Source organism: Rhizobium sp. ERR 1071 (assembly GCF_007828675.1).
GTDB lineage: Bacteria > Pseudomonadota > Alphaproteobacteria > Rhizobiales > Rhizobiaceae > Rhizobium > Rhizobium dioscoreae.
In genome coordinates, this window is the sequence record NZ_VITM01000006.1 from 271722 (window position 1) to 287538 (window position 15817).

Genomic DNA, 15817 nt, shown 5'->3' on the forward strand with positions numbered 1-15817 from the left:
ACGATTGAAATGAATGGCCGTCCGATGCCGGCCACAGCGGCAGAGCCGCGCGCATCGACAAGAGAGTGGATCGCAGTGCTGGCCGGCATGATCGGCGCGTTCATGGCGATCCTGAACATCCAGATCACCAATGCCTCCCTCCTCGATATCGAGGGGGGCATCGGCACAGGAGTTGATAATGGCGCCTGGATCTCGACCTCCTATCTGATCGGCGAGATCGTCGTCATTCCGCTCACCGCCTATCTCAGCAGCGTCTTTTCGTTTCGCCGTTATATCCTGGTGAACTCGGTACTGTTTCCGCTGTTGTCTCTCTCCTGCGCCTTTGCCCACGATCTCGGAACGATGATCGTGCTTCGCGGCCTGCAGGGGTTTGCCGGCGGCGTGCTGATCCCGATGGCCTTCACCATGGTGCTGACGAAGCTTCCGAAGCCGCAGCAGCCCTTGGGGCTGGCGATCTTCGCACTGTCGGTCACCTTCGCTCCGGCCATCGGCCCGACGATCGGCGGCTACCTGACCGAGAATTATGGCTGGCAGACCATCTTCTTCATCAATGCCGGCCCGAGCGCCATCATGGTGGTGGCGCTTGCCCTGACGCTGGACAAGCAGCCGATGCAGCTGAAATTGCTGCGCGAAGGCGACTGGGCCGGCATCGTGACGATGGCGATCGGCCTGTCGGCCCTGCAAACCGTGCTTGAGGAAGGCAACAAGGACGACTGGTTCTCCTCGCCCTTCATCGTCAAGCTCAGCATCGTCGCAGCGGTGTTCCTGACGCTCTTCATTATCATCGAGCTGAAGGTTTCGAAGCCGCTGGTGAAATTGCGGCTGCTGAAGCAGAGGAATTTCGGGCTTGGCGTGCTTGCGAATATCCTCGTCGGCGTCGCACTGTTCGGCACGGTCTATGTCCTGCCGCAATACCTGGGCCAGGTGCAGAAGTACAATGCCGAGCAGATCGGCAACGTCCTTGCCTGGACGGGGTTGCCGCAGCTGCTGCTGATCCCTCTGGTTCCATTGATGATGAAGCGCGTCGATGTGCGCTGGCTTGCCTTCTTCGGCATCGCAGTCTTTGCGCTCAGCTGCTTCATGAACGTCACGCTTTCGGCCGACAATGCCGGAGACCAGTTCTTCATTCCGAACATCGTTCGCGCCATCGGCCAGGCCTTCGTCATCACGCCCGTCACCGCGATCACGACAGCAGGAATTGCTCCGGCGGACGCTGCCGCGGCCTCGGGCCTGACGAACATGCTGCGCAACCTCGGCGGCGCCGTGGGCACTGCCTCGCTTGGGACTATCCTGACCAAACGCGAGCAGTTCCACTCCAACATCATCGGCCAATCCGTAACCCTTGCCCGTGACGAGGTTCGCGAGCGGATCGACCAGATGACCGGCTACTTCCTGTCGCATGGAGTTTCGGACCATCAGGCAGCCCAGCAGAAGGCGATCATCGCCCTCGGCCAGATCATCAAGAGACAGGCGCTGATCATGGGCTTCAGCGACACCTTCGCCGTCATCGGCGTGGTGCTTGCCATCGCAGCGATCACCATGCTGTTCACCAAGCGTCCCCAAGCCGGCGGCGGCGCAGGTGCCCACTGAACCATGCGGGTTTATGCACGCGATACCGTATGGCCTGAAGCTGGTAAGAGCGATCTGCGTCTGTACCATGACAATCATACGATGCGCCTCAATGGCGTCCGGAAACCCCAGGCGCTATTGTTCAGTCCCCGTCAGTTTGCCGAATAGAGACGCAAGCGGTCTTGCCGGGACGACAGGGAAACGGTGAACTGAAGAAGCAAATCGCGCGGCGCTGGTTCTTCAGGCACCGAAAGCGGCTACCTGTTCATGTCCTCGACGACCCAGCGGAAAAATAACAATATAACGGCTGCAAATAGTAATAGCTGCATCAATTTAGGCAAATCAAGCATATCATAGCTCTCTAATTTAACTGCTGCATCATGCAGGCGAGCCACAATATCTCAACATGCATTAATTATTCTCTATTTTACGCAGAATAATTATGATTAATTCATCGTTAATCTATTTTATACATCGCACATCTATACAGATATGGAGAAAATTACACTCAATACGCATCACGCCATCAAGTTGAGGCAGTAAACTATACTCGCCCTCTCACTCTCGACTTGCGACTGATCTCACTTACGGTAGGCCGATGGATTGATGCCGTGGCGTTGCAGACGGGCATAGAGACTTCGGCGCGGCAGTTTGAGCGCCTGCGCAACCTCGGAAATATCCCCCTCATATCTCTCCAGCGTGGCCCGCAGAATGTTTGCCTCGAAGTGATCCATCTGATCGGAGAGGCCGAGCTCCACGGAAGGTTGGCTGCGAGCGGAGGCAAGGCCAAGCGCCACTTGGATCGCATAATTGCGCAGCTCCCGGACATTGCCCAGCCAGTCGTCGGTTAGAAATCGCGCCTCCATCGCGGCATCGATGGGCGGACGCGGCACGCCGTGCAGGCGGGCGGCCTCGTCGAGGAAGGCGCTGAACAACAGTCCGATATCAGCCCGGCGCTCCCGCAGGGGCGGAATACGGATCCGCACGGTTTCCAACCGATAGAGCAGATCGGCGCGAACGCGGTTTTCAGCCACCGAGCCATGCGGAGCGTTCTTCGTCGCAGCGACAATGCGAAGATCGACAGGGGTCGATTCGCCGCTCACCGAAGGCAGCTCGCGTTCCTCGGCAACGCGCAGAAGCCGTCCCTGCAGCATGGGGGACATGCTATCAATCTCGTCGAGAAACAGCGTGCCGCGATCTGCCTCGGCAATACGTCCGCGCCGGGCGCGGTTTCCGAACAGGACCTCGTCGGCGATCGCGTCCGGCAGGGAGGCACAATCGACCGAGACGAAGCTGCGGGCGCGCCGCCTGCTCCAGCGGTGGATGAGCCGAGCCACGAGTTCCTTGCCGGTCCCCGTTTCGCCTTCGATCAGGACATCCACGTCGGCATTTGCGACCTGGCGGATCGTCTCGCGCAACCGTGCCATGACCGCCGTCTGGCCGAGAAGCGGCGCTGCGTCCTCCGCCTCTGCGGCTGCTTGTCGCAAACGCCGGTTTTCCAGCACCAGGCGGCGCGTTTCCAGCGCCCGGCGCACGGATGCGATCAGGTGATCGGTGGCAAAGGGCTTGGCAATGAAATCGTAGGCGCCCTGTTTCAGCGCGCCGACCGCCATGGCGATATCGCCGTGGCCGGTCATCAGGATAACGGGCAAATCCGGATCGCGCGCCAGCACGGCTTCCAGCAAATCGTGCCCATCGATGCGCGGCAGGCGGATATCGCTGACGATCACACCGGGCAATGCGGTTGCAAGACTTGCCAACGCAGATTGCCCATCACCATGCGTCTCCACGTCGAAGCCCGCTATGACGAAGGAATCGGTAAGCGCTGCATTGAAGGGACCATCGTCCTCGACCAGAAGGATTTTCTGCGACGCTTCCAGGGTCATGCCCGCCTCATAGTCATTACGAATGCCGCGCCGCCGAGCGGCGACGAACCGATAGTCAACGATCCGCCGAGATCGTTCATAATGTCCTGCGCGATCCCGAGCCCAAGACCGAGCCCATCGGGCTTGCCGGTAATGAATGGGCGGAATATCTCCTTGGCCAATGCCGGATCGATGCCGGGGCCATTATCGGCGACGGTCAGTTTCACCATATCCTTTCCGGCGGCGTCCACGAGCAGCGCAACATGCGGATCCTCGATACCGGCAACCGCATCGATAGCGTTCTGCAGCAGATTGACGATGACCTGCTCCAGCCGCACCCGCTCGGCAAGCACATGCGGCAGCCCTTTCGCCGGCAGATCCAGCCGCACGCCGGCTTTGCGAAATCGATTCCCCACCAGCAGCAAGGCGCCCGCAATGATGGCATCGAGCGGTTCCGCTGCTGCTGCGCGTCGCCCCCTGCGCGAAAACCGTCGCATCTCCTGCGTAATCGTCCCGATACGCGCCGTCACCTCGACCGCGGCATCGAGATTGGCGCCAACGCGATCGAGACGATTGGCCGCGAGATGGTGGCGCGCATTCTCGGCAAGGGTGCGGATGGTCGCGACAGGCTGGTTTATTTCATGCATCAACCCCGCCGTGATCGAACCGACAGAAGCAAGCCGGTTCGCCTGGGCAAGTTCCTCCCGAGCATCGCGATATCGGTCCTCGGCGCGCGCACGTTCAGCCATCTCCTCGTGCAGCTCGGCCGTGCGTGCGGCGACGGCCTCCTCAAGCGCTCGCCGATCAGCCGCTGCCCTGGCCGCCCGGGTCATCCGCCACCAGATCGCAGCAACAACGACGGCCAAACCGACGATGACGGGTAACGCCAGCAGCCAGGCGCGCGCCTGTGCCTCCTGCAGCGCCGCACGGGTATCGAGAAGATGCAGGAGACGCAAATGTGTCCCGCCCACCGGCTGCTCGGCAGCGATCATGATCCGACCTCGTGGACCGCGTATGCGACCGGCATCCTCGGCAAGATAATTTCCCTGCCCAAGGGCGGCGTCGCGATATTGGCCGCTTGCGGCGATGCCAACCCGGACTTCGGACGATAGAGGTGCAAGCGTCGTCAGCACCTGTGACGGCTCGGACGCGGCGAGGATGATCTGATGTTCGTCAACGACAAACGTTTTTCCGGGATCGTTCGCCCAGATTCGGGATACCGCATCGAACTCGAATTTGACTACGACGACTCCGACCGGAGCGGCAGCATCGCCGACCCTGCGGGCCAAAAACAGACCCGGCCGGCCGCTTATGGCTCCAGCGCCGTAATATTCCGCCGTGCCGTCTTTCAGCGCCTCGGAAAAATAGGGGCGGAAGCTGAAGTTCTTGCCAACGAAACTATCTTCGGTCCCCGCATTCGACGCGGAAATGACAAGTCCCTTCTGATCGACGAGATAGATGATATAGGCGCCGGTTTCCCGCGCCAGGAAACCAAGCTTTTCATCAAGCCGCCGGGCAGCGTCCGTCGTGGGGCTCGCGAGCGCCTCGCCAAGATCACGATATTCGCCAAGCACGATTGGAAGAAGCCGAAATCGCGCGAGCTCACTGTCAAGCAGGCGAATGTGCTGGACCGCGAGCCCGTTCGCCTCCGCATCCAGCCGCCTAAGCGCATCCTGACGCGCAAGCAAAAGGGCCGAACACCAAATGGCCGCAGCAGCGGCCAAACTGGCCACCACCAACAGCACAATTCGCTTCAGACTTGATCCCCTCATATGTGCAGAATATTGCACAAACTCCGAATTAGTCATGCAAAATCTTGCGCATCATATCCCTGCAATCGGCAGTACGTCCGAGGAAAAGTGAGTTATATCAATAGAATATCCTGACCTCTCCTAAAATCTCGCACCTCGCGTTTTCCCCACTTATCAATAGGATCACTGGGAGAGTGGACCTTCAATACGCAGAACAGTCGGCTACGGGGTCGGGCTACGGTATTGCCGACGGCGCCTTAAATGGCCGACCGCCAGCCGCCCAAATGCATAGGGCTCTCCTGACAAACCTGTCGTTTGCTGCGCCATCGCCGCGTAACGACGATCCGAAGTGAGAACGGGAGGAGAGGAACAATGCTGAATACATTAGAAGATACCATCACGACGACGGCGGCGACCGAAGGAGCCGCGCGGCGTCAACGCCTGAAATCGATCATCGGCGGTTCCACCGGCAATCTGGTCGAATGGTTCGACTGGTATGTCTATGCTGCATTCGCGCTCTATTTCGCACCGCATTTCTTCCCCGCCGGCGACCAGACGGCGCAGCTGTTGAATTCGGCAGCTGTCTTTGCCGTCGGCTTCGTCATGCGGCCGATCGGCGCCTGGATCATGGGGCTCTATGCCGACCGCAAGGGCCGCAAAGCCGGCCTCGCCCTTTCGGTGACGCTGATGTGTGCGGGGTCGCTAATTATCGCGCTGACGCCGGGATATGAGACCATCGGCGTGCTGGCACCGGCACTTCTGGTTCTCGCCCGCCTAATGCAAGGCCTGTCGGTCGGCGGCGAATATGGCGCCTCCGCGACGTACCTCTCCGAGATGGCCGGTCGCCAGCGTCGCGGTTTCTTCTCGTCCTTTCAGTATGTCACGCTGATCTCAGGTCAGCTTCTTGCCATTGCACTGTTGATCCTGTTGCAGGCCGCGATGACGACGGAAGCGCTGAATGCCTGGGGATGGCGCATTCCCTTTTTCATGGGAGCAGCGCTTGCAGTCGTGGTCTTCTGGCTGCGCCGCGGCCTGGCAGAAACCGAAAGCTTCAAGAATGCACGCGCAAGCGATACACAGAAATCCGGCTTCTGGATGCTCATCACCCGGCACCCCAAGGAAACCGCGCTCGTCATGCTGCTCACGGCTGGCGGCACGCTCGCCTTCTACGCCTATTCGATCTACATGCAGAAATTCCTGGTCAACACCTCGGGGTTCAGCCGGGAAACGTCGAGCGAGATAAACGCAATCACGCTGTTCATTTTCATGCTGCTGCAGCCGATTGCAGGTGGCCTCTCCGACAAGATCGGCCGCAAGCCGCTGATGATCGGTTTCGGTCTCTGCGGTATGCTGTTTACCTATCCGATCTTCTCGGCGCTCGAAACCACGAGGGATCCATTCCTCGCCGGGTTGCTCGTCATGGGCGCACTGGTCATCGTCACCGGCTACACATCGATCAATGCCGTCGTGAAGGCGGAACTGTTTCCTGCTCATATCCGGGCTCTCGGCGTCGCATTGCCCTATGCGCTGGCCAACACACTCTTCGGCGGCACAGCCGAATTCGTGGCGTTGAAATTCAAGAGCAGCGGCTGGGAACAGGGTTTCTATTGGTACGTGACCGCGATGATCGGCATTTCGCTCATCGTCTATCTCTTCATGCGGGATACGGCCAAAGACAGCGCCATTCAGGAAGATTGAGGCGATCGCGCCAACCGTCGTCATGTCGGCCGGAGAAGGCCGGCCCGATGGTACGGGAAAGCAAACCGCGCAAAGCATCCATCCGTACGTCCTGAATCGGATGGATGCGGCCGGGCCGGCCATTTATTGCGTCAATGCAGCAGCCCACGACCTTTCTTACGCCCATTCAGCAGATGGATGAAGGTGATCCCCTGCTCCAATAGCAGTTCCGCGGCTTTGAGATCATTCAGCCCGAGATCGGACGAACAGCCGCGCAGATTACATGCCAGGAACAGCGAATTGGTAACGGCGAGCGCATCGCCATCCTCCTCGGCCTCTTCGGCGGTGGCTTGCAGTACATCCGCGACAGCCGCCATAAGATCGGCGCGCTCCTGCAAGTTCATTTCGCCAAGACTTTTCGTGATCTCACTCATGACTTCTCCTTGGCGCGCCTGACCATTCACGACATCCGTCAGGATCGGCGCGGCTCGCAACTTGGAATGATTGAAATGCGGTTGGTAAGTGAAATATGGCAATGAAAGCGGAAACCGGCAAGGCATGGCTTCCATGTTGGAAACGCATGGCATTGCGGTTGGTTCAAAATGCGTGAGATGGCGATCGCAGGATCTAGCCCGAGCTCCGTTTATGGCTCGTCGAACTTCAAAGTCGCGCTATCCGGTCGTGATCGGGATACGATCTTTCAAGCCGGAGACGTAAGTCAACTCTTTCCAAAACCGAGCGCCTGGGATCGATCGACCGATTCCAGGCGCAAGACGTCTTCGTTGCCGCCACTCAGCGCGGACGGCGGATTGCTCGCACTTTGCCGCTGCCGCCGCCACCGGCATAGAAACGGTCCTTGCCATCGGATTCCAGCCCCGAAACGCCGGTACCCTCCGGCATTTCGAGCCGCTCCAAAACTTCGCCAGTCACCGGATCGACGCGGCGGACATCGCTTTCGTCACCCTCCCAGGTGCCGTGCCATAGCTCGCCATCCACCCATGTCACGCCGGTGACGATACGGTTGGATTCGATGGTTCGGCGGATGGCGCCGGTCTCCGGGTCTATCTCGTAGATCTTGCGGCCGCGATGCTGCCCCACCCACAGACTGCCGTCGCTCCAGGCGAGACCTGAATCGCCGCCATTGCCCGGTGCGGGAATGGTGGAGAGAATATTGCCCGTTCCAGGGTCGACCTTATGAATCTTGTCCTCGGCGATCTGATAGAGATTGTGGCCGTCGAAAGCGGTGCCAGCGTGCGAGGCGACGTCGATCGTGCGCACCTGCTCCCCGCTTTCCGGGTTCAGGGCATGCAGCTTGTCGCCGGAGGCGAACCAGACGTGCTGCCCGTCGAAAGTGACGCCGTTTACACGCGGCGCATTGTCGAAAGGGCCATATTCGCGAATGATTTCCGCTTGGGATTTTTTCATGGATGCATCCTCCAGTCGGGATTGGTTGAGTGTCGATGATGCAAAAGCTTAGTCGCTCGGCAGTGGTCCCGGGAGTAACAATGTTGACGGGAAGTCAAGAACCGGCGGCATCATCCAGCGGCGAGCCCGGCCTTTGCCGACGCCCTGCACCATCCCATCCGCGGCAAGTGCGTCGAGCGCGCGCTGCACCGTGCGCGGACTTATCGCGAGCGCGATAGATAGCGCCGAACTCGACCAGGATTCTCCATCCGACAGCAGGGCAAGCAGCGAGGCATTCTCGACTTCGACAGGCGGCACCAGCACCACGACATCTCGCTTTCCTCGCGGCGTCAGCGCGAAACCGTGCTGTGTCGCATTGATATCGGCAAGCGGCTCTAGGGCGGCGCGAAGCCTGCCAATCTCAACCCTCAGTCTGGCCCGATGGGATTCGTCGGCGTGACGGGCGCGAAATGCCCGGGAAAGCAGCAGCTCCCGCGGCGCATCGTCGGGTGCCGCCTCGGCCAGCGCGCGTGCCAGGGCAAAGAGCACCGGCCGGCTCGCAAGCGAGATAATGTCTCCATCGCTGCGCACGACATTGCGGCAGGCATCGACAACCAAGGTATCGGACGCCAGAAGCGTCTCGACTTCGTCAAGCGACAACAGCTTTTCCCGCCCCTGCACAAACAGGCGTGCCGCCGGCTCATCGAGCGCGCGCGCCGCATCGCGGACCTCGACCATAAGCGCGGGGATTCCCGCTTTGCCGGCCGCTTCCTCGGCGCGCGCCAGAGCGGCGCGTGCCGGCTGAATGCGCAGGCGGCGGATGGCGATGCCGGCAACCGCCAGTTCATGGCTCGCCTTTGCAGCGGGCGGCAGCGGCGACGCATCGAGTTTTGCCAGCAGCCGTTCGGCCTCGTCCAGATGACCGACCAGCAGCAGACGCCGTATCTGCAGATTGCGGGCATGGGCAGCGTTGATTTGATCGCCATGTTTTTCGAGAACGGCCCGTGCCGTCTCCAGCGCTTTCTCGGGCCAGCCAAGGTCGCGCGAGACAAGGGCGATCTCGGCTTCGGCCACCACGCAGCGGGCGCGGGCCACGGCCTCGCGCGGACCGAAGGCGCGCGCGGCACTCTTCAGAAGGGTCTTGGCGCGGGCGAGATCGCCGAGCTGGGCCATGGCAATGCCGCGAAGGGCCAGCGCCGGAGCATCGTCGCGCAGTGCGACGCGCTTCAAGGCCCCCAGCACATCTCCGGCAGCAAGCGCCTGGGCGGCCGCGACGATCAGCGAGTCCATCGAAATCCCGTCACACTTGTAACTCCCACCCCTTCGCACTCCAGCCGTAAGGTATCGCACATCGGCAGGCAAGACGCAGCGCCGACAAGGACAGATGTCGCTGACAAGAGGAGATCAACCATGACGATGCATGCGACTGGAACACGCAAAGAGTGGCTTTCGGCACGACTTTCCCTGCTGGAGCAGGAAAAGGAGCTGACGCGGCGCAGTGACGAGATCGCCGCCCGCCGTCAGGAATTGCCTTGGGTGAAGGTGGAAAAGGACTATCGGCTCGAGACGGACCAAGGTGCCGTTCCGCTCTCGGTTCTCTTCAAGGGGCGCTCGCAGCTTCTCGTCTATCATTTCATGTTTGGGCCGGACTATACAGCCGGCTGCCCATCCTGCTCGTCGATCGCTGACGGCTTCAACGGCATCGCAGTTCACCTCGAAAATCACGATGTCGCCTTCTCGGCCATTTCCCGCGCACCGCTTGCGAAACTGCAGGAGTTCAAGCGACGCATGGGCTGGACCTTCGATTGGGCTTCTTCCGCCAACAGCGATTTTAACCATGATTTCAATGTCTGGTTCACGCCGGAGGAACAGAGCGGCGGCAGCATCGAATATAATTATCGCCGCGAGCCGCCAATGCTCGATGCCCAGGCAGGCAAGACGATACAGCAATGGGAGCTGCGCGGCAGCGAAGGCCCAGTCGAACTGATGGCGTCAATGACGGGGACGGATATCGCGACTTACACGCGTGACCGGCCTGGCGTCAGCGCCTTCGCCATGCAAGATGGCGCGATCTATCACACCTATTCGTCCTATGCCCGCGGCCTTGATGGTCTCTGGGGCATGTATCAGTGGCTCGACCGCGCGCCACTCGGGCGCAACGAGACCGGCGTGTGGTGGCGGCACCATGACCGCTATGGAGCAAACTGATGTCCGTCTCGTCCGAAATCGGTGAGAGGGGCGGCCGCACCGCCCCTACCCTACCCCTCATCGCCGGCCGGCTGCTGGCTTTGGCCGCCGCGCCGAGCTTCGCCCTGATGACCGTACTATCCGCTTATGGTTCAGCCGGTGACATGATCTGTTCCACACAGGGCAGTTCGATGCTCGGCGGGATGGTGCCGATGTATCTGCTCATGACCCTCTTCCATTGCGGTCCCTGGCTGAAGCTGCTTGCGAGAGATGGAAATGGTGCGCGTCTGTTGGGCTAGAGCCTCGACTGAACTAGGCGAGATTCTTGAGGTAGAGGGAAAGCAGCTGGGTCTGAGAGGAAATGCCGAGCTTGCGGTAGACGTTGCGGCGATGAACCTTCACTGTACCCGTCGAAATATTGAGCTTCAGGCCGATCGATTCCGATGAGTGCCCCTGCAAGACGAGCTCGACGATGGCAGTCTCACGGCTTGTCAGATTGAGATCCCGCCAGACGGCTTCCGCTGGCGGGACGGTCTCGTTCTCACCCTTCCTGCGCCGGCCCCTGCTGCCGGCCGCCAATTGCGCATCGAAGCGCGAGGCGAGGCCGGACCAATAGTATCGCACCATGTTTGCGACCAGCGGCTCGACCTTCTTCAGCGTCGCAAATTCCGCAGGCGGAAAAACCCCGGTCCTCTCGCGTCGCATCAATGAGAGGACGATCGTAATGTCGTCGTCGGCATTGACAAAGAAGCCGATTTCCTCGGCCAAGCCGGTTTGAACGTAATAGGTTCGGTAGTATTCGCTGGAAAAGAAGCGATCCGGTGCCAGCTCCCGCATCCTGAGCACGCCTTCGCGGCGGCTGCGCGCCGTGTGGTAGAAGGGGTCCAGCAGATAGGGACCGGCCTGGTAGAGCGTGACGAAGACGACATGTTCCCCGGGATCGAAAGTGCTGTAGAGATCGATCGGCCGCTCCTTGCCGCGATAGGCGAAGACGACGACGTAATCGAACCGCACCAGCGCCGCCATCATCTGACGGAACGTCTCTCCGAATTCGGCATCCGTCATCGACGATCGGCCGATCGTGGCGTTGAAGGCGGCAAACAGCCCTTCAAGGTCGGTGCTCATGCGACGGATCCCCCTCTGCCGCCCTGCGCATTTGAGCGCAATCCCTATATACACCTCCCACGAAGCATTTGGCACGAAAATACCTCTTTCGGGGTATATACCTCGCGAGAAGCTCGGGCTTACTCTTTCCTTAACGACGGTGGCAATAAGGCAGATCAAGACTGCCGACCAACCGCAGGGAACAGACGTGGCATCCGCTTCAACGAACGATATCGAATTCCGTTCGGTCACAAAGAGCTATGGCGCCGTGACCGCCGTAACGGACATCAATCTCAATGTGCCCAAAGGCGCATTCCTGGCGCTTCTCGGCCCTTCCGGCTGCGGCAAGACGACGTGCCTGCGCATGATCGGCGGCTTTGAACAGCCGAGCGAAGGCACGGTGCTGATCGACGGACGCGAGATGAACGGCGTGCCCGCCTACCGGCGCCCGGTCAACATGGTGTTCCAGCACTACGCGCTGTTTCCGCATTTCAACGTCGCCCAGAATGTCGCCTATGGGCTGAAGCAGATGCGCCCGAAGATCGGCGGTGCCGAAATCGACCGGCGCGTCGCCGAAGCGCTCGAGATGGTTCGCCTCGGCGGTTTCGCCAAGCGGCGCATCCATGAAATGTCCGGCGGCCAGCAGCAGCGCGTGGCGCTCGCGCGCGCCATCGTCAACCGTCCCTCCGTGCTCCTGCTCGACGAGCCGCTGGCGGCCCTCGACAAGAAACTGCGCTCGGCCATGCAGATCGAGCTTCAGACGCTGCAGCGCGAGCTCGGCATTACCTTCGTTCTCGTCACTCACGATCAGGAGGAAGCGCTGTCGATGGCCGATATCGTCTGCGTCATGAGCGCAGGGCGCATTCGCCAGCTTGGCACGCCGCAGGAAGTCTATGATCGCCCGGCCGATCTTTTCGTCGCCGATTTCGTCGGCAAGACCAATCGCATCGAGGCGACGATGGAAGCCGATGGCGAAACGCTTCGCCTCGCGGATGGTTCGGCGCTTTCGTCCGGCAAGCGCCTCGCACCGGGCGCGGCAATTGCGGCTCTGCGCCCGGAGGCAATCCATCTCAGCCGCGACATGGCTACATCCGGCACGTCCTTTAAGGGCACGGTGACGCATCGCATCTTCCTGGGCTCGTCAGCCGAATACGCAGTCACCGTCCCCGGTCTCGGCGATTTCCTGATCACGTCGGATCGCCGCAGCATGAACGACAGCGATCTCGTGGGGCCGGGCGAAGAGGTCTTCCTCGGCTTCGACCCCACGGCCCTCCATGTCTTTCCAGCATCGAATGCATAAGCCAAAACAAGGGAACAGCATCATGAGCAAGGATTACAAAGACAACCTTCCGATTTCAGCCGAAGGCTTCATGGACAAATTCATGCGCCTGAAGCGCGGCTCTATCAGCCGTCGTCACTTTCTGAATATCACCGGCCTCAGCCTTGCAACGGCGGTCCTGTCGCGCGTCCCTGGCGCGCTGTCGACACCCGCCTATGCCGCCGGCGAACTCGGCACGCAGATGTCGATCGCGACCTGGCCGAACTATCACGATCCTGCGACCTTCGAGAATTTCAAGGCCGCAACCGGCGTCGCCGTCGAGGTCAACGTATTCGGCTCGAACGAGGAAATGCTCGCAAAGCTGCAGGCAGGCGCCTCCGGCTGGTCTCTTTACGTACCGACGAACTACACGATTTCGACCTATCACAAACTCGGCCTCATCGAGGAACTCGATCTGTCAAAGATCCCTAACTTCAGCCAGGCAACGGAAAGCCCGCGCTTTACCAAGGAAGGACAGATCGACGGCAAGACCTATGCCGTGCCGAAGAACTGGGGCACGACAGGCTTCTCGGTCAACACCAAGAAGATAAAGACCAAGCTTTCGAGCTGGAAGGACTTCTTCGAGATCGCCCAGACCGAGGCCGACGGCCGCGCTATGGTCCACGACTATCAGCTGACCACCATCGGCAGCGCGCTCGTTTCCCTCGGCTACGATTTCAACTCGATCAAGCCGGAAGAGCTTGCCAAGGCCGAGGAGCTGCTGATCAAGGTCAAGCCGCATCTCTTTGCCATCAACTCCGACTATCAGCCGTCGATGCGTTCGACCGATGCGTGGCTGACCATGTGCTGGACCAATGACGGCGCGCAGCTTAACCGCGACATGCCCGAGCTTGAATATGTGCTCGGCAAGGATGGCGGCGAGATCTGGACCGACTATTACGCGATCCCGAAAGATGCGCCCAACAAGGCGGCAGGCTATGCCCTGCTCAACTATCTGATGGACCCGAAGAATGCGGTGAAGGAGCACATCGCCAATGGCGCGCCGACCACCGACAGCCGTGTGATCGAGCTCCTGCCGAAGGAAATCACCTCGAACAAGATCGTCTATCCGGATGAAGCCTCGCTGACGCCGCTTGAATTCGGTGCCGCCGTGACGCTCACCGATCCGAGCCGTGCCGAACTGATGGCACGCTTCAAGTCGGCCTGATCGTTTTTCTTCGACCCGATCCCTGCGCCATGACGGCGGTAAGGGATCGGCTTCCTTCCCAGCACCGGCGGACAAAGAACCTCTCGATGCCCCTTAACCCAGCCACCAAACGGCGCCTCGTCACCGCTGCCCTCGTCGGGCCGGCAAGCATCTGGCTGTTCGTCTTCCTGGTGCTGCCCTTCATCGCCATCATCGTCTTTGCCTTTGGTGAGCGTGCACCTGAAGGTGGCTATCAGGCAGCTTTCACCTTCGCGCAATTCGCCAGTCTTGGCTCGCGGTCTGCTGCTTTCATCAATACGTTGATCCTTGCGCCGATTGGTGCGGCTGCCTGCCTGCTCGTTGCCTATCCGGTCGCCTATTATCTGGCCGTCAAGGCGAGCCCGCAACGCCGCCTGCTGCTCGTTTCACTGGTCGTCGTTCCCTTTTGGACGAGCTTGCTCGTGCGCACATACGCCTGGATGTATCTGCTCGGCGCACGCGGCATACCGCATCTGCTGGAATTCCTGGGCATAGAGAATGTCCGGCTCATCAACACACCCGGAGCCGTGCTGCTCGGCATCGTCTATGGCTATCTGCCGCTGATGATCATGCCGATCTATGTCAGCCTGGAAAAGCTCGACCGCCGATTGCTCGAGGCATCCGCCGATCTCGGCGCCAAGCCTATATCGACCTTCTTCGGCATCACGCTGCCGCTATCCTTGCCTGGCGTCATGACGGGCGTCGCCCTGGTGACGATCCTGTTGCTCGGCGAATATCTGATCCCGCAGCTGCTTGGCGGCGGCAAGGTGTTCTTCATCGGCAATGCGCTTGTCGACCTCTTCCTGCAATCGCGCAACTGGCCGTTCGGATCGGCGATCGCCGTGACGCTCGTCGCCGTCGTCGTCATCGTACTACTTGTCGCGATGCGCATTGCCTGGCGCGTTGCCGGCACCCGTCAGGTGGATCTCGTCTGATGCGCGCGCTCGTTACTTTCGTCTATCTGTTCCTCTATACGCCGATCGCGCTCGTCGTCCTGTTCTCTTTCAATGCCGGCCGCAATGCCAGCGAATTCACCGGCTTTTCGACGCAATGGTACGGACGGGCGCTGTCCAATACCTTCCTGATGGAAGCGCTGCGCAATAGCCTCATCATCGCCTTCACCAGCGCAGCACTTGCGGCGGTCTTCGGCACGATGGCAGCAATCGGCCTAGAGCGGCTCGGTCCTCGCGCCCGCGCCGTCTTCGACGGGCTCTTTGCCGCCGCGATCGTCGTGCCTGGTGTCGTCATCGGCATTGCGACGCTGGTGGCACTCGTCGAGGTCTTCGGTATCATCAACCCATTGATCGCGGCCATCTGGCCTGGCGATCAGCCGCCGAGATTCGCGCTCGGCTATGGCTCGATTATCGCGGCACACGGCCTCTTCACCATGGCGCTGGTGACGATGATCGTGAAGGCGCGCATTGCAAGCCTTGGCCGTGACATCGTTGAAGCCTCCAGCGACCTCTACGCCACGCCGCTGACCACGTTCCGGCAGATCGTGCTGCCGCAGATCATGCCGTCGATCCTCGCCGGCTTCCTCCTCGCCTTCACCTTCTCCTTCGACGATTTCATCATCGCCTTCTTCGTCGCAGGATCGAACACGACGCTGCCGATCTATGTCTTCGCCTCGATCCGCCGCGGCGTCACGCCGGAGATCAACGCGATCGCGACCATGGTGCTGATCGCATCGCTCTTCCTCATTCTCATCGCGCGTTTCCTGATGCGCGAAAAGACAACGACAAACTGACCAGGGAAA

General features: G+C 60.5%; 15 protein-coding genes. 9 read left to right on the top strand and 6 right to left on the bottom strand.

Annotation, left to right across the window (positions count from 1 at the left end; translation table 11 throughout):
- Window positions 1–9 precede the first annotated feature (9 nt).
- Window positions 10–1590 (top strand): DHA2 family efflux MFS transporter permease subunit, encoded by a 1581-nt coding sequence (locus tag FBZ99_RS22195; RefSeq protein ID WP_145634871.1) that lies wholly within the window; start codon window positions 10–12, stop codon window positions 1588–1590.
- A 560-nt stretch (window positions 1591–2150) separates the two neighbouring features.
- On the opposite strand, the gene FBZ99_RS22200 is transcribed toward FBZ99_RS22195, so the two are convergent.
- Together FBZ99_RS22200 and FBZ99_RS33525 are read right to left on the bottom strand one after the other, a co-directional pair.
- Window positions 2151–3455, bottom strand: a complete 1305-nt coding sequence (locus tag FBZ99_RS22200; RefSeq protein WP_145634852.1) for a sigma-54-dependent transcriptional regulator — start codon at window positions 3453–3455, stop codon at window positions 2151–2153.
- Window positions 3452–4567, bottom strand: a complete 1116-nt coding sequence (locus FBZ99_RS33525) for a sensor histidine kinase (RefSeq protein ID WP_246661171.1) — start codon at window positions 4565–4567, stop codon at window positions 3452–3454. Before FBZ99_RS33525 ends, FBZ99_RS22200 begins: the two co-directional genes overlap by 4 nt.
- A 33-nt stretch (window positions 4568–4600) precedes the next feature.
- Here FBZ99_RS33525 and FBZ99_RS33920 point away from each other — a divergent pair, with 33 nt between their 5' ends.
- Together FBZ99_RS33920 and FBZ99_RS22210 are read left to right on the top strand one after the other, a co-directional pair.
- The gene (locus FBZ99_RS33920; protein ID WP_442966500.1) at window positions 4601–5197 is read left to right on the top strand and encodes a hypothetical protein; all 597 of its coding nucleotides are present in this window, start codon (window positions 4601–4603) and stop codon (window positions 5195–5197) included.
- A gap of 360 nt (window positions 5198–5557) precedes the next feature.
- Window positions 5558–6883, top strand: coding sequence for an MFS transporter (locus FBZ99_RS22210; protein WP_113350739.1), 1326 nt, complete (start codon window positions 5558–5560; stop codon window positions 6881–6883).
- Between the two features lie 131 nt (window positions 6884–7014).
- On the opposite strand, the gene FBZ99_RS22215 is transcribed toward FBZ99_RS22210, so the two are convergent.
- The 3 genes from FBZ99_RS22215 to FBZ99_RS22225 all read right to left on the bottom strand — a co-directional run bounded on the left by FBZ99_RS22215 (window position 7015) and on the right by FBZ99_RS22225 (window position 9556).
- Entirely contained in the window at window positions 7015–7296 is a 282-nt protein-coding gene (locus tag FBZ99_RS22215) for a hypothetical protein (protein WP_113351051.1), read from the bottom strand.
- 358 nt (window positions 7297–7654) lie between these two features.
- The gene (locus tag FBZ99_RS22220) at window positions 7655–8287 is read right to left on the bottom strand and encodes a Vgb family protein (protein WP_113350738.1); all 633 of its coding nucleotides are present in this window, start codon (window positions 8285–8287) and stop codon (window positions 7655–7657) included.
- Window positions 8288–8335: 48 nt separating this feature from the next.
- Window positions 8336–9556 carry a helix-turn-helix domain-containing protein gene (locus FBZ99_RS22225; protein ID WP_113350737.1) on the bottom strand — a complete coding sequence of 407 codons (1221 nt, stop codon included), beginning with the start codon at window positions 9554–9556 and terminating at the stop codon, window positions 8336–8338.
- Between the two features lie 120 nt (window positions 9557–9676).
- Here FBZ99_RS22225 and FBZ99_RS22230 point away from each other — a divergent pair, with 120 nt between their 5' ends.
- Both FBZ99_RS22230 and FBZ99_RS22235 read left to right on the top strand, forming a co-directional pair.
- Window positions 9677–10474 (top strand): DUF899 domain-containing protein, encoded by a 798-nt coding sequence (locus FBZ99_RS22230; protein WP_113350736.1) that lies wholly within the window; start codon window positions 9677–9679, stop codon window positions 10472–10474.
- A complete protein-coding gene (locus FBZ99_RS22235; protein ID WP_113350735.1) occupies window positions 10474–10752 on the top strand; it encodes a hypothetical protein in 279 nt (92 codons plus the stop codon). The genes FBZ99_RS22230 and FBZ99_RS22235 overlap by 1 nt, the downstream gene beginning before the upstream one ends.
- A 13-nt stretch (window positions 10753–10765) precedes the next feature.
- Here FBZ99_RS22235 and FBZ99_RS22240 read toward each other — a convergent pair whose 3' ends face one another.
- Window positions 10766–11578: a helix-turn-helix transcriptional regulator gene (locus FBZ99_RS22240; RefSeq protein ID WP_113350734.1), complete on the bottom strand. Its 813-nt coding sequence runs from the start codon at window positions 11576–11578 to the stop codon at window positions 10766–10768.
- A gap of 187 nt (window positions 11579–11765) precedes the next feature.
- On the opposite strand from FBZ99_RS22240, the gene FBZ99_RS22245 reads away from it, so the two are divergent.
- The 4 genes from FBZ99_RS22245 to FBZ99_RS22260 all read left to right on the top strand — a co-directional run bounded on the left by FBZ99_RS22245 (window position 11766) and on the right by FBZ99_RS22260 (window position 15808).
- Complete coding sequence (locus tag FBZ99_RS22245; protein WP_113350733.1) at window positions 11766–12857, top strand: ABC transporter ATP-binding protein; 1092 nt, start codon at window positions 11766–11768, stop codon at window positions 12855–12857.
- A 22-nt stretch (window positions 12858–12879) separates the two neighbouring features.
- Entirely contained in the window at window positions 12880–14043 is a 1164-nt protein-coding gene (locus FBZ99_RS22250; protein WP_113350732.1) for a polyamine ABC transporter substrate-binding protein, read from the top strand.
- Window positions 14044–14129: 86 nt separating this feature from the next.
- The gene (locus tag FBZ99_RS22255) at window positions 14130–14996 is read left to right on the top strand and encodes an ABC transporter permease (RefSeq protein ID WP_113350731.1); all 867 of its coding nucleotides are present in this window, start codon (window positions 14130–14132) and stop codon (window positions 14994–14996) included.
- On the top strand, window positions 14996–15808 hold the full coding sequence (locus FBZ99_RS22260) for an ABC transporter permease (protein WP_113329485.1): 813 nt from the start codon (window positions 14996–14998) through the stop codon (window positions 15806–15808). The genes FBZ99_RS22255 and FBZ99_RS22260 overlap by 1 nt, the downstream gene beginning before the upstream one ends.
- The last annotated feature ends 9 nt before the right edge of the window (window positions 15809–15817 follow it).

Coding starts and splice junctions, on each gene's coding strand:
- FBZ99_RS22230 (WP_113350736.1), top strand. CDS start 9,677: ATGACGATGCATGCGACTGGAACACGCAAAGAGTGGCTTTCGGCACGA.
- FBZ99_RS22255 (WP_113350731.1), top strand. CDS start 14,130: ATGCCCCTTAACCCAGCCACCAAACGGCGCCTCGTCACCGCTGCCCTC.
- FBZ99_RS22200 (WP_145634852.1), bottom strand. CDS start 3,455: ATGACCCTGGAAGCGTCGCAGAAAATCCTTCTGGTCGAGGACGATGGT.
- FBZ99_RS22225 (WP_113350737.1), bottom strand. CDS start 9,556: ATGGACTCGCTGATCGTCGCGGCCGCCCAGGCGCTTGCTGCCGGAGAT.
- FBZ99_RS22215 (WP_113351051.1), bottom strand. CDS start 7,296: ATGAGTGAGATCACGAAAAGTCTTGGCGAAATGAACTTGCAGGAGCGC.
- FBZ99_RS22210 (WP_113350739.1), top strand. CDS start 5,558: ATGCTGAATACATTAGAAGATACCATCACGACGACGGCGGCGACCGAA.
- FBZ99_RS22235 (WP_113350735.1), top strand. CDS start 10,474: ATGTCCGTCTCGTCCGAAATCGGTGAGAGGGGCGGCCGCACCGCCCCT.
- FBZ99_RS22240 (WP_113350734.1), bottom strand. CDS start 11,578: ATGAGCACCGACCTTGAAGGGCTGTTTGCCGCCTTCAACGCCACGATC.
- FBZ99_RS22220 (WP_113350738.1), bottom strand. CDS start 8,287: ATGAAAAAATCCCAAGCGGAAATCATTCGCGAATATGGCCCTTTCGAC.
- FBZ99_RS22195 (WP_145634871.1), top strand. CDS start 10: ATGAATGGCCGTCCGATGCCGGCCACAGCGGCAGAGCCGCGCGCATCG.
- FBZ99_RS22250 (WP_113350732.1), top strand. CDS start 12,880: ATGAGCAAGGATTACAAAGACAACCTTCCGATTTCAGCCGAAGGCTTC.
- FBZ99_RS33920 (WP_442966500.1), top strand. CDS start 4,601: ATGTTCGTCAACGACAAACGTTTTTCCGGGATCGTTCGCCCAGATTCG.
- FBZ99_RS22260 (WP_113329485.1), top strand. CDS start 14,996: ATGCGCGCGCTCGTTACTTTCGTCTATCTGTTCCTCTATACGCCGATC.